The sequence below is a fragment of the Paracoccus yibinensis genome, assembly GCF_030846195.1.
GTDB lineage: Bacteria > Pseudomonadota > Alphaproteobacteria > Rhodobacterales > Rhodobacteraceae > Paracoccus > Paracoccus yibinensis.
On sequence record NZ_JAVCWH010000003.1, the window covers coordinates 578,685 to 592,005 of the forward strand.

Genomic DNA, 13,321 nt, shown 5'->3' on the forward strand with positions numbered 1-13,321 from the left:
GTCCGGTCCTTCTGGCAGGCGGGTCTGTCAGGCCTTATAGTAAGGTGATGGACCGATTGGCAGGACAAAACGCCGCGACACATGGCCGCCTTCACCCGGGCGCCGAGGCCTTTGCCCGGCACATGCTGGACGTGGGCGACGGACACCAGATCTATGTCGAGGAAAGCGGCAACCCCGAAGGCCGGCCCGTGCTGGTCCTGCATGGCGGACCCGGCGGGGGATGCAGCCCCTTCATGCGGCGCTTCTTCGACCCGGCCCATTACCGCGCGATCCTGTTCGACCAGCGGGGCTGCGGCCGGTCGCGGCCCCAGGCCTCGGTCCATGCCAACACCACCCCGCACCTGATCGCGGATATCGAGGTGATCCGCCGGACCCTGGGCCTCGAATCGGTCCTGCTGTTCGGGGGAAGCTGGGGGGCGACGCTGGCCCTGGCCTATGCCCAGGCGCATCCGAAGCGCGTGACCGGCCTGATCCTGCGCGGCGTCTTCCTGGGTACGCAGGGGGAACTGGACTGGTTCTATGGCGGCGGCGCGGGGCGGTTCTTTCCCGACCTTTGGGCGCAGTTCCGGGACCCGATCCCGGAAGCGGAACGGGGCGATCTGATCGCCGCCTATCACAAGCGGCTGTTCTCGGCTGACGTGGGGCGCCAGGGCCGCTATGCCCAGCCCTGGCTGATGTGGGAAAACGCCTTGGCGGGCCTGCAATCGGCCGCCGCCAGCCATGCGCCGGCCGATTACGCCCGTGCCTTCGCGCGGCTTGAAAATCACTACTTCATGCACCGCTGCTTCCTGGACGAAGGCCAGCTTCTGCGGGACCGGCACCGGATCGAACACCTGCCCGCCGTGATCGTGCAGGGCCGATACGACATGGTCTGCCCACCTCTCTCTGCCTGGCGCTTGGCGGATGGATGGAAAGGCTGCGATCTGCGCATGATCCCCGCGTCGGGACATGCGCTGTCCGAGCCGCGGATCTCGGCGGAACTGGTCAGGGTTATGGACGAGATCGCGGCCCAGGACCGGGCAAAATCACTTTAAACTTGATTATCACGTTTTTTGTGCTAAATACCGCCTCAACAGCGGCGCAGGCTTCCACCCCCTGCCCACCGGCGCTTTCCGCATGGCCCGCTTGACGGGCCTTTTTCACATCCGAAGGGATCTCATGTCGAACGATCTGATTGCCAAGACCGCCATCGACCGGCGTCTGGCCGAGATCATCGCCCCCGTGATCGAGGATCTGGGATTCGAACTGGTGCGCGTGCGCCTGCAAGGCGGCAAGACCGCCACCCTGCAGATCATGGCCGACCGCCCCGAAGGCGGCATCAACGTGGACGATTGCGGCGACATTTCCGTGGCTGTCAGCGCCACCCTGGATGTCGAGGATCCGCTGGAGGACGCCTATCACCTGGAGGTCTCCAGCCCCGGCATCGACCGCCCCCTGACCCGCATGAAGGATTTCGAGACCTTCGAGGGCTACGAAGCGCGGTTGGAAACGAACCAGCCCATCGACGGGCGCAAGCGCTTCAAGGGCGTTCTGGCCGGGGTCGAGGGGGACGAGGTTCTGCTGAACATCGAGGAAGCGGGCGAGGTCCAGACCATCGGGCTGCAATTCGATTGGCTGTCGGACGCCAAGCTGGTCCTGACCGACGAGCTGATCAAGGAAATGCTGCGCCAGAAGAAGGAAGCCGGCGTCCAGATCGAGAACCTGGACGAAAGCGCCTTCGACGAGATCGAAACCGAAGACAACGACGGCGAGAACGCCGATGCCAAGGAGTGAGTGATGGCAATCACCTCTGCCAACCAGCTTGAATTGCTGCAAACCGCCGAAGCCGTCGCGCGCGAGAAGATGATCGAGCCCGAGCTGGTCATCGAGGCGATGGAGGACAGCCTCGCCCGGGCCGCCAAGTCGCGTTACGGCGCCGAAATGGACATCCGCGTCAAGATCGACCGCAAGACCGGCAACGCGACCTTCACCCGCGTCCGCACCGTGGTCGAGGATGACGCGGTCGAGAATTACCAGGCGCAGGTGACCGTGGATCAGGCCCGCCCCTATCTGGACAATCCGCAGGTCGGCGACGTGATCGTGGACCAGGTGCCCCCCGTGGAACTGGGTCGCATTGCCGCGCAGTCGGCCAAGCAGGTCATCCTGCAGCGCGTCCGCGAGGCCGAGCGTGATCGGCAATACGAGGAATTCAAGGACCGCGCCGGCACCATCATCAACGGCGTCGTCAAGCGCGAGGAATACGGCAACATCATCGTCGATGTGGGCCGGGGCGAGGCGATCCTGCGCCGCAACGAGAAGATCGGCCGCGAAAGCTATCGCCCGAACGACCGCATCCGCGCCTATGTCAAGGACGTGCGCCGCGAATCGCGCGGGCCGCAGATCTTCCTGTCGCGCACCGATCCGCAGTTCATGGCCGAGCTGTTCAAGATGGAGGTGCCGGAAATCTATGACGGCGTCATCGAGATCAAGGCTGTGGCACGCGACCCCGGCAGCCGCGCGAAGATCGCCGTGATCTCCTATGACAACTCGATCGACCCGGTGGGCGCCTGCGTCGGTATGCGCGGCAGCCGCGTGCAGGCCGTGGTGGGCGAATTGCAGGGCGAAAAGATCGACATCATCCCCTGGAACGACGACCAGGCGACCTTCCTGGTCAATGCCCTGCAGCCCGCCGAGGTCAGCAAGGTCGTCTTCGACGAGGAAGCCAACAAGATCGAGGTGGTCGTCCCTGACGAACAGCTGTCCCTGGCAATCGGCCGTCGCGGCCAGAACGTGCGCCTGGCCAGCCAGCTGACCGGCCTGGATATCGACATCCTGACCGAGGAAGAGGAATCCAAGCGCCGCCAGGCCGAATTCAACGCCCGCACCCAGTTGTTCATGGACGCCCTGGATCTGGACGAGTTCTTCGCGCAGCTTCTGGTTGCCGAAGGCTTCACCGACCTGGAGGAAGTGGCCTATGTCGATCTGGACGAGCTTCTGTCCATCGAAGGGGTGGACGAAGGCACCGCGTCCGAATTGCAGGCCCGCGCCCGCGACGTGCTGGAGGCCCGGAACAAGGCAGCCCTTGAAAGCGCCCGCGCCTTGGGGGCCGAGGACAGCCTTATTGAATTCGAGGGGTTGACCCCCCAGATGGTAGAGGCGCTGGCCAAGGACGGCGTCAAGACGCTGGAGGATTTCGCGACCTGCGCCGACTGGGAACTGGCCGGTGGCTGGACTACCGTGAACGGTCAGCGCGTCAAGGACGAAGGGCTGCTGGAACCGTTCGAGGTGACGCTGGAAGAAGCGCAGACCATGGTGATGACCGCCCGCGTCATGCTGGGATGGGTCGATCCCGAGGAGCTGGACGGCAATGCCGACCAGTCCGACGACGCAGACGAGGAGGCCGGGGCGTGATGCCCCGGATTTGCCCGCTTGAGTCGCGGTGGTCGCATCAAGGATCGTGATCAGCCCGAAAGGCGCTGCATCGTCACCGGGGAAGTCCAGCCCAAGGCTGGACTGATCCGTTTCGTGGCCGGGCCGGAAGGCCAGGTCGTGCCGGATCTGGCGGAAAAGCTGCCGGGGCGTGGCATCTGGGTCAGCGCGGATCGCGCGGCCATCGACAAGGCGGCGGCCAAGGGGTTGTTCTCCCGTGCCGCGAAGGCTCCGGTCAAGGCCCCCGAGGGTCTCGCCGATCTGGTCGAAGCGGGCGTGGCCCGTCGGCTGGTCGAACTTGTATCGCTGGCACGCAAGTCCGGCATCGCGGTGGCGGGCTTCGAAAAGGTCAAGGGCTGGCTGGCCGAGGGGCGCGCAAAGGTGCTTTTGCAGGCCAGCGACGGGTCGGAACGCGGCAAGGGCAAGTTGTGGACCCCGACGGGCGGCCGGTGGTTCGGTTGCCTGACCGCATCAGAATTGGGTTTGTCCTTCGGGCGCGATCATGTCATACACGGCGCGCTTGCGGCGGGTGGACTGACGGACAAGGTGATCTTGGAAGCCAGCAGACTGACGGGTCTGCGCGGGCATGACGGCGGCAATACGGCGGCCGGGAAGGAATGAAGACGCAGATGAGCGACAAAGACGGAAAATCGACCTTGGGACTCGGCGGCAGCGGTCGTTCGGGCCAGGTCAAGCAAAGCTTCAGCCATGGCCGCACGAAAAGCGTTGTCGTGGAAACCAAGCGCAAGCGCGTGGTGGTGCCGAAACCCGGCGCCACTCAGATGACGGAAGCCCAGAAAGAAAAGAACCCGCTGACGGCGCGCATGGCGGGCGACCCCTCCAAGCGCCCGGCGGGCATTTCCGATGCCGAGATGGAGCGCCGGCTGAAGGCGCTTGCCGCCGCCAAGGCCCGCGAGGTCGAGGAAGCCGCGCAGCGCGCCGCCGATGAGAAAGCGCGCGAGGAAGAACGCGAACGCCGCCGGGCCGAGATCGAGGCCAAGGAACGCGAGGAACGCGAACGCGAGGAAGCCCTGCGCCTCAAGGCCGAGGAAGACGAGCGCCGCGCCCGCGAGGCCGCCGAGGCAGCCAAGCGCAAGGAAGAACCCAAACCTGCGGAACGTCCGGCCCGTTCCGCCGCCCCTGCCGCCCGTCCGGCTGGCGCGCGCCCGGCCGCCCCGGACCGCGCCGCGATCGAGGCTGCCGCATCCCGGGCCGAGAAGCCCGGCATCGCCACCGGCCCGCGCCGCACCGACCGCGACCGTCGCGACAGCGGCGGCGACAGCGACGCCAAGGCCAAGGCCAAGGCCGAGGACAGCCGCCGCACCGGCCGCCTGTCGCTGAACCAGGCGCTTGACGGCGAAGGCGGGCGTCAGCGTTCGCTGGCCGCGATGAAGCGCAAGCAGGACCGCGCCCGTCAGAAGGCGATGGGCAACGTGCGCACCGAAAAGCAGGTGCGCGACGTTCAGCTGCCCGAAACCATCGTGGTGTCGGAACTGGCCAACCGCATGGCGGAACGCGCCGCCGACGTGGTCAAGTCGCTGATGAAGATGGGCATGATGGTGTCCATGAACCAGCCGATCGACGCCGATACGGCCGAACTGGTGATCGAGGAATTCGGCCACAAGGCGGTCCGCGTGTCGGATGCCGACGTGGAACAGGTCATCGACACCGTCCGGGACCGGGCCGAGGATTTGCAGCCCCGCCCGCCGATCATCACGATCATGGGCCATGTGGACCACGGCAAGACCTCGCTTCTGGACGCGATCCGTCACGCGAACGTCGTCTCGGGCGAAGCCGGGGGGATCACGCAGCATATCGGCGCCTATCAGGTGAAGACCGAATCCGGCGCCGTGCTGACCTTCCTGGACACGCCGGGCCACGCCGCCTTCACCTCGATGCGCGCCCGCGGTGCGCAGGTCACGGATATCGTGGTGCTGGTGGTTGCCGCCGATGACGCGGTGATGCCGCAGACCATCGAGGCGATCAACCACGCCAAGGCCGCCAAGGTGCCGATGATCGTGGCGATCAACAAGATCGACAAGCCTGCAGCCGATGCTGACCGGGTCCGCACCGCCCTGCTGCATCAAGAGGTCGTGGTCGAAAAGATGTCCGGCGACGTGCAGGACGTCGAGGTATCGGCCAAGACCGGTCAGGGTCTGGACGAGCTTCTCGAAGCCATCGCGCTTCAGGCCGAGATCCTGGAGTTGCAGGCCAATCCCGACCGTGCCGCCCAGGGCGCGGTGATCGAGGCGCAGCTTGACGTGGGCCGTGGCCCCGTGGCCACCGTCCTGGTCCAGAACGGCACGCTGAAGCGCGGCGACATCTTTGTCGTGGGCGAGCAGTGGGGCAAGGTGCGCGCGCTGATCAACGACAAGGGCGAGCGTGTGGACGAGGCCGGGCCTTCGGTCCCGGTCGAGGTCCTGGGCCTGAACGGCACGCCCGAGGCAGGCGACGTTCTGAACGTCGTGGAAACTGAGGCCCAGGCCCGCGAGATTGCGGATTACCGCAGCCAGGCTGCCAAGGACAAGCGCGCCGCCGCCGGTGCCGCGACCACGCTGGAACAGCTGATGGCCAAGGCGAAGGCGGACGAGAACGTGGCCGAACTGCCGGTGGTCGTGAAGGCCGACGTGCAGGGTTCGGCCGAGGCGATCGTCCAGGCGCTGGAAAAGATCGGCAACGAGGAAGTGCGCGTCCGCGTGCTGCATTACGGCGTCGGCGCGATCACCGAATCGGATATCGGCCTGGCCGAGGCCAGCCGCGCCCCGGTCATCGGCTTCAACGTCCGCGCCAATGCCCCGGCCCGCAATTCGGCCAACCAGAAGGGTGTCGAGATCCGTTATTACTCGATCATCTATGACCTGGTGGACGACATCAAGGCGGCGGCGTCGGGCCTGCTGTCGGCCGAGGTGCGCGAGAACTTCATCGGTTATGCCCAGATCCGCGAAGTCTTCAAGGTCACGGGCGTCGGCAAGGTCGCGGGCTGTCTGGTGACCGAAGGCGTCGCACGCCGTTCGGCGGGCGTCCGCCTGCTGCGCGACAACGTGGTGATCCACGAAGGCACGCTGAAGACGCTGAAGCGCTTCAAGGACGAGGTGAAGGAAGTCCAGTCCGGCCAGGAATGCGGCATGGCCTTCGAGAATTATGACGATATCCGTCAGGGCGACGTCATCGAGATCTTTGAACGCGAGGAGGTCGAGCGCACGCTGTGAGGCGGCGTCCCGACCCGGAACAGGAAAGGGGCGGCTTGGTGGCCGCCCCTTTTGTATTCATCGTGGTGCCTTTGAACCCAGTCAGCGTGTGACCGGTTTCCCTTCAAAGGTGCGCGTACCGATGCGAACCACCATGTTCCCGTTAGGGGCGAGACATTCGAAAAGCCCCTGAACGAGGATGTGGCTGCCGATCGAAATCGTCCGAATCATGTCAAGCCCTCTTGTACCCTCTGGAACTATATTGCCATAAAATGGTTACCATTGATTTAACGAAGCGGCGATATACGACATCTTGCCGGCAATATGCAAAGATGACCGCCGGATTGCGACCTCAAAGCCACAGTTGCAGCATCGGGATCAGCGGAACGTCGGCAGGCGGCATGGGGTAATCGCGCAAATCCTTGGCCCTGACCCACGCAAGCTGCTGCCCTTCCTGAGGGCGGGCGATCCCCTGCCAGCGGCGACAGGCAAAGACCGGCATCAGCAGGTGAAAATCGGGATAGCTGTGGCTGGCGAATGTCAGCGGGGCCAAGCAAGAGGTCCAGGTGTCGATCCCCAGTTCCTCGTGCAGTTCGCGGATCAGGGCGGCCTCGGGCGTCTCGCCCGGCTCGACCTTGCCGCCCGGAAACTCCCACAGGCCCGCCATCGACTTGCCCTCGGGGCGCTGTGCCAGAAGCACGCGCCCGTCGGCGTCGATCAAGGCGACGGCGGCGACAAGAACGGTTTTCACGACCGATAGTCGGCGTTGATGTCGATATAGCCGTGGGTCAGGTCGCAGGTCCAGACGGTCCGCGCCCCCTGCCCCAGCCCCAGATCGACGGCGATGGCCAGATCCTGCCGCTTCATGTAGGCACTGGCCTTGGCCTCGTCATAACTGGGCGAGCGCCAGCCGTTTTCAGCCAGCACCATGTCGCCGAAGCGGATCGTCAGCCGGTCCCGGTCGGCCTGAGCCCCGGATTTGCCGACGGCCGCGACGATGCGGCCCCAATTGGCGTCCTCACCTGCGATGGCAGTCTTGACCAAAGGGGAATTGGCGATGGCCATGGCGACCCTGTGGGCATCCGCGTCGGACGCCGCGCCCGTCACCTGCACCTCGACGAATTTCGTCGCGCCTTCGCCGTCGCGGACCACAAGCTGCGCCAGTTCTCGCATCACGCCGTGCAGGGCTGTTACAAAGGCTGCCCCCGCGCCGCTGTCCAGCGCGGTGATCGGCGCCGCAGGGCTGCGCCCCGTCGCCGCCAGGATCAGCGCATCGGAAGTCGAGGTATCGCTGTCCACGGTGATGGCGTTGAAGGTCGAATCCAGGCCCGACGACAGCGCCTGCTGCAACAGCGGCGCCGCGATGGTTGCGTCGGTAAAGACATAGACCAGCATCGTCGCCATGTCCGGCGCGATCATGCCCGAGCCCTTGGCAATCCCAGCGATGCGGATCTCTCCGCCCTCGCCCGCCACCGTGGCCGAGACGCCCTTGGGAAAGGTGTCGGTCGTCATGATGGCGCGGACCGCATCGGCGATGCCGCCCGCATCCAGCGATGATGCCAGGTTTCCGATGATGGCGATGATGCGGTCATGCGGCAGCGGCTCTCCGATCACCCCGGTCGAGGAGGAGAACACCCGATCCGCCGGAACGCCCGTGGCCTGCGCCACGGCGTCTGTCACCGCATCGACCGAGTCCTGTCCGCGCGAGCCCGTGAAAGCATTGGCATTGCCGGAGTTGACGATGATAGCGGCACCCTGGGGGGCATCGCCACCCATCGCCAGCTTGGCCTGGTTGTCCAGGATGCAGGCCGCGCGGGTTGACGATTTGGTGAACGCCCCGGCCAGGGTCGAACCCGGCGCGATGCGGATCAGCGTCACGTCCGTGCGTCCCTGATACTTCACACCTGCGGCACCGCTGGCGAATTCCACGCCTGCTATTACCGGCAGGTCGGGAAAGCCTGCGGGCGCCAGGGGGGAAACGGGAAGCCCGGCCTTTCCCATCACTCGGCCTCCAGCAGATCGGTGCTGTTCAGCAACGCAGGGTCGATGCCTTCGGTCCTTTCGACCTTGGCCTCGCTGGTCAGGCGCTGGATTTCGGCCTGAACCTTGTCGCGCATCACCATCTGGCTGATCTGGTCGCGCACCTGGTCCAGCGGGGGCACGTCGCGCAGGCGGGTGTCATTCAACTGGATCACATGCCAGCCGAATTCCGTCTGCACCGGATCCGAGATCTGGCCCTTTTCCATCGCCTTTACCGCATCGGCAAAGGGCGCAACCATCTGGTCGGCCGAAAACCAGCCCAGATCGCCCTTGTTCGGCCCGCTCGGCCCGGTGGAGTTCTGTTCGGCCAAGGTGCCGAACTCCGCGCCAGCGTCCAGTTGGGCCTTGATCTCCTTGGCCTTTTCCTCTGTATCGACCAGGATATGCGCGGCCGAATATTCCGTCACCGGCTCTGCCTCGGCAAACAGACCATCATAGGCGGCCTGGATTTCGCTGTCGGTCGGCTGGGCCTTCGTCACCTCGGTGATGGCAGCGGCAGCCAGGGTGTTGCGCCGCTGGATTTCCAGCTGGGCACGCACGCCCGCATTTTCCTTGCCCGCATCGGCCACGGCGGTCTGCTGGATCAGCTGGTCCAGCATCATCTCGTACAGGGCAGGAGCCGGCATCTCGGCCATCTGGGGATCCTGGGAAGCGGCCTGCTTCATCACGATCATCTCGCCCAGGGTGATGGGCGTGCCGTTGACGGTCGCGACGACCGTGTCGGCGCCCTTGTCCTGCGCCAAGGCGGCAAGCGGCGCAGCAGCCAGCAAGGCGGCCAGAATCGAGGTCTTCAGCATGGGGATCCCTTCGCTCGTGCGGCCCATGGCACGGGCCAGCGTTGACAGTGGGGCAGGCGAGGCATAGATCCCGGTCCAACTCCGTGGAAGGCGCCGCCGCCGCTTTCGTTCAGGCCCCTGATACGGCAATGCGGCAGGTCGCGGCAAGTAGCCCCGGCTGGCACCGCCTTTCCCAACAACGTGATTGCGAAGGTGATATGCTCGGCATCGGTAATCTGGCGAAGAAGGTCTTTGGAAGCCCCAACGACCGCAAGGTCAAGGGAACGCGCGGGCTGGTGGCCCGCATCAACGCGCTTGAGGATCAGTTCCGCCCGCTCAGCGACCAGCAGCTGGTCGAGAAGACCCGCGAATTCCAGAACCGCGTGGCCGGGGGCGAAAGCCTGGACGACATCCTGCCCGAAGCCTTCGCCAACTGCCGCGAAGGGGCGCGCCGCGCCCTGGGCCTGCGGGCCTTCGACGTGCAGCTGATGGGCGGCATCTTCCTCCACCAGGGTAACATTGCCGAGATGAAGACGGGCGAGGGCAAGACCCTGGTCGCCACCTTCCCAGCCTATCTGAACGCGCTGACCGGCAAGGGCGTGCATATCGTCACGGTCAACGACTATCTGGCCAAGCGCGATGCTGACTGGATGGGCAAGGTGTTCCGCCAGCTGGGCATGACCACAGGAGTCGTCTATCCGTTCCAGGGGGAACCGGAAAAGCGCGCCGCCTATGCCGCCGACGTGACCTATGCCACGAACAACGAACTTGGCTTCGACTATCTGCGCGACAACATGAAGGGCAGCGTCGAGGAGATGGTCCAGCGCGGCCACAACTTCGCCATCGTGGACGAGGTGGACTCGATCCTGATCGACGAGGCGAGGACGCCGCTGATCATCTCCGGCCCCAGCCAGGACCGCAGCGAGCTTTACGTCACGCTGAACCAGTACATCCCGCTGCTGACCGAAGAACACTACAAGCTGGACGAAAAGGCCCGCAACGCCACCTTTACCGAGGAAGGCAACGAGTTCCTGGAAACCCGCCTGCAAGCCGACGGCATCCTGCCCGAGGGCCAGACGCTCTATGACCCGGAATCGACCACCATCGTCCACCACGCCAACCAGGCCTTGCGCGCCTGGAAGCTGTTCAACAAGGACCAGCACTACATGGTCCGCGACGGCGAGGTGATGCTGATCGACGAATTCACCGGCCGGATGATGAAGGGCCGCCGCCTGTCGGATGGCTTGCACCAGGCCATCGAGGCCAAGGAAGGCGTGACCATCCAGCCGGAAAACGTGACGCTCGCCAGCGTGACCTTCCAGAACTACTTCCGGCTTTACAACAAGCTGGCGGGCATGACCGGCACGGCCGCGACCGAGGCCGAGGAGTTTGCCGAAATCTACAAGCTGGGCGTGGTCGAGGTTCCCACGAACCGCGGCATCGCGCGCCTGGACGAACATGACCGCGTCTATCGCACGGCGCAGGAAAAATACGCCGCCGTCGTCGAGGCGATCAAGGAAGCCCATGCCAAGGGCCAGCCGACCTTGGTCGGCACCACCAGCATCGAGAAGTCCGAGATGCTGTCCGAGATCCTGAAAAAGCAGGGCATCCCCCACAACGTCCTGAACGCCCGCCAGCACGAGGCCGAGGCACAGATCGTGGCCGATGCGGGCAAGCCCGGTGCCGTCACCATCGCCACCAACATGGCCGGCCGCGGCACCGACATCCAGCTGGGCGGCAACGTCGAAATGAAGGTGCTGGACGCGCTCAAGGCCGACCCCGAGGCCAACCCCGACGAAATCCGTGCCCGAATCGAATCCGAACACGCCGCCGACAAGGACAAGGTTCTCGCCTCGGGCGGGCTGTTCGTCCTTGGCACCGAACGCCACGAAAGCCGTCGGATCGACAACCAGCTGCGCGGCCGTTCCGGCCGTCAGGGCGATCCCGGCCGCTCGCTGTTCTTCCTGTCGCTGGACGACGACCTGATGCGGATCTTCGGGTCGGAACGGCTGGACAAGGTCCTGTCCACCCTTGGCATGAAGGAAGGCGAGGCGATCGTTCACCCTTGGGTCAACAAGTCGCTGGAACGCGCCCAGGCCAAGGTGGAAGGCCGCAACTTCGACATCCGCAAGCAGTTGCTGAAGTTCGACGACGTGATGAACGACCAGCGCAAGGCGATCTTCAGCCAGCGCCGCGAGATCATGGACAGCACCGAGGTCGGAGAGATCGCTGCCGACATGCGCCACCAGGTCATCGACGATCTGGTCGACGAATTCATGCCGCCGAAGTCCTACCCCGAACAATGGGATCTGGACGGCCTGAAGACCGCCATCCGCGAACGCCTGAACATGAACCTGCCGGTGGCCGACTGGGCGGCCGAGGAAGGCGTGGACCAGGACGCGATCCGCGAGCGGATCGAGCAGGCGACCGACACCTATATGGCCGACAAGGCGCAGGCCTTCGGGCCGGAAAACATGAACAACATCGAAAAGCAGGTGCTGCTGCAGATGATCGACCAGAAATGGCGCGACCACCTGCTGACGCTGGAACACCTGCGGTCCGTCGTGGGCTTCCGCGGCTATGCGCAGCGCGATCCCCTGTCGGAATACAAGACCGAGGCCTTCCAGCTGTTCGAGACCATGCTGGACGGGCTGCGCTTTGACGTGACGCAGCGCCTTGCCCAAATCCGCCCCCTGACCGAGGCCGAGCGAGAGGAAATGCTGCGCCAGATGGCCCAGCAGCAGAAGGCCGCGCAGGAACACCTGACGATGGAGCATGGCGCCGAGCGCCAGTCGGACGACGATGCGGACAAAGCCGAACCGCTGGTCGCGGGCTTTGACGAACAGGATCCTGCGACCTGGGGCAACCCGTCACGCAACGACCCTTGCCCCTGCGGCTCGGGCAAGAAGTTCAAGCACTGCCACGGCGCGATCTGACGCGCCGTGCCTGGGTCGGGTAGGATTCTACCAATTCCCCTGCCCATAGGGTGGGGTTCCACCCCACCACGCCTCACCCCAACCGCGCGGGAAGCCCCCACCCGCGCAGCAACTCCCCCGCCGCCATCGGCTTCTTCCCCGACCGCTGCGCCTCCAGAACCTCGACCGCACCATCACCGCAGGCGACGGTAAAGCCCCCCAGAACCTGCCCCGGCGCCCCCTGCCCTGCAACGACCCGGCTGCGCAGCAACTTCACCCGCTCGCCCGCAACGTCGCACCAGGCGCCGGGGAACGGCGACAGCCCCCGGATCAGCCGGTCCACCTCGACGGCGGGACGCGCCCAGTCTACCCGCGCCTCGGCCTTGTCGATCTTGGCGGCATAGGTGACGCCTTCGGCGGCCTGCGGCACGGCCGGCAGCGGCAGCCGCGCCAGCACGTCAACGATCAGGTCCGCCCCCATCGCCGACAAACGGTCGTGCAGGTCGGCTGTCGTGTCCTCTGCTCCGATCACTGTCCGCGCCTCGGCCAGCACGGGCCCGGTATCCAGTCCCGCCTCCATCTGCATGATCGCGACGCCGGTTTCCGCATCCCCGGCCATCACCGCCCGATGGATCGGCGCCGCCCCCCGCCAGCGCGGCAAAAGCGAGGCATGGATGTTCAGGCACCCCAGCCGCGGCGCATCCAGCACCGGCTGCGGCAAGATCAGCCCATAGGCCACGACCACCGCCACATCGGCCCCCAAGGCCGCAAACGCCGCCTGCTCATCCTCGCCCCGCAGGCGCAGCGGAATCCGCACCTCGATCCCCAGTTCCTCCGCCGCGCTCTGCACGGCCGAGGGACGCGGCTTCTGCCCCCGCCCGGCAGCGCGCGGCGGCTGCGAATAGACCGCCACGACCTCATGCCGCGCGGCAATCGCCCGCAGCGCCGGCACCGAAAACTCGGGCGTCCCCATGAAGATCACGCGCATCCTGCC

At 65.6% G+C, this 13,321-nt stretch carries 10 protein-coding genes; 6 read left to right on the forward strand and 4 right to left on the reverse strand.

Annotated features, from left to right (window positions below):
- Window positions 1-47: 47 nt before the first annotated feature.
- The 5 genes from pip (at window position 48) to infB (ending at window position 6,617) form a co-directional block, all read left to right on the forward strand.
- Window positions 48-1,034: a prolyl aminopeptidase gene (gene pip, locus RAH32_RS09945; protein ID WP_306607605.1), complete on the forward strand. Its 987-nt coding sequence runs from the start codon at window positions 48-50 to the stop codon at window positions 1,032-1,034.
- 124 nt (window positions 1,035-1,158) lie between these two features.
- On the forward strand, window positions 1,159-1,773 hold the full coding sequence (rimP, locus tag RAH32_RS09950) for a ribosome maturation factor RimP (protein ID WP_306607607.1): 615 nt from the start codon (window positions 1,159-1,161) through the stop codon (window positions 1,771-1,773).
- Window positions 1,774-1,776: 3 nt separating this feature from the next.
- On the forward strand, window positions 1,777-3,390 hold the full coding sequence (gene nusA / locus RAH32_RS09955) for a transcription termination factor NusA (protein WP_306607609.1): 1,614 nt from the start codon (window positions 1,777-1,779) through the stop codon (window positions 3,388-3,390).
- 18 nt (window positions 3,391-3,408) lie between these two features.
- A complete protein-coding gene (locus tag RAH32_RS09960; protein WP_306607610.1) occupies window positions 3,409-4,029 on the forward strand; it encodes an RNA-binding protein in 621 nt (206 codons plus the stop codon).
- An 8-nt stretch (window positions 4,030-4,037) separates the two neighbouring features.
- A complete protein-coding gene (infB, locus tag RAH32_RS09965; RefSeq protein ID WP_306607611.1) occupies window positions 4,038-6,617 on the forward strand; it encodes a translation initiation factor IF-2 in 2,580 nt (859 codons plus the stop codon).
- 331 nt (window positions 6,618-6,948) lie between these two features.
- Here the strand turns inward: infB and mutT are convergent, their stop codons facing one another.
- Genes mutT through RAH32_RS09980 form a run of 3 tightly spaced genes read right to left on the reverse strand, consistent with a single transcriptional unit; the run spans window position 6,949 to window position 9,433 of the window.
- Window positions 6,949-7,347, reverse strand: a complete 399-nt coding sequence (gene mutT / locus RAH32_RS09970; protein ID WP_306607613.1) for an 8-oxo-dGTP diphosphatase MutT — start codon at window positions 7,345-7,347, stop codon at window positions 6,949-6,951.
- A complete protein-coding gene (gene argJ / locus RAH32_RS09975; protein WP_306607615.1) occupies window positions 7,344-8,597 on the reverse strand; it encodes a bifunctional glutamate N-acetyltransferase/amino-acid acetyltransferase ArgJ in 1,254 nt (417 codons plus the stop codon). Before argJ ends, mutT begins: the two co-directional genes overlap by 4 nt.
- Window positions 8,597-9,433: a peptidylprolyl isomerase gene (locus RAH32_RS09980; RefSeq protein ID WP_306607616.1), complete on the reverse strand. Its 837-nt coding sequence runs from the start codon at window positions 9,431-9,433 to the stop codon at window positions 8,597-8,599. Before RAH32_RS09980 ends, argJ begins: the two co-directional genes overlap by 1 nt.
- Window positions 9,434-9,630: 197 nt before the next feature.
- Between RAH32_RS09980 and secA the strand changes: the two genes are divergently transcribed.
- On the forward strand, window positions 9,631-12,348 hold the full coding sequence (secA, locus tag RAH32_RS09985; protein WP_306607618.1) for a preprotein translocase subunit SecA: 2,718 nt from the start codon (window positions 9,631-9,633) through the stop codon (window positions 12,346-12,348).
- Window positions 12,349-12,421: 73 nt separating this feature from the next.
- On the opposite strand, the gene fmt is transcribed toward secA, so the two are convergent.
- A complete protein-coding gene (gene fmt, locus RAH32_RS09990) occupies window positions 12,422-13,315 on the reverse strand; it encodes a methionyl-tRNA formyltransferase (RefSeq protein WP_306607620.1) in 894 nt (297 codons plus the stop codon).
- Window positions 13,316-13,321: the final 6 nt, after the last annotated feature.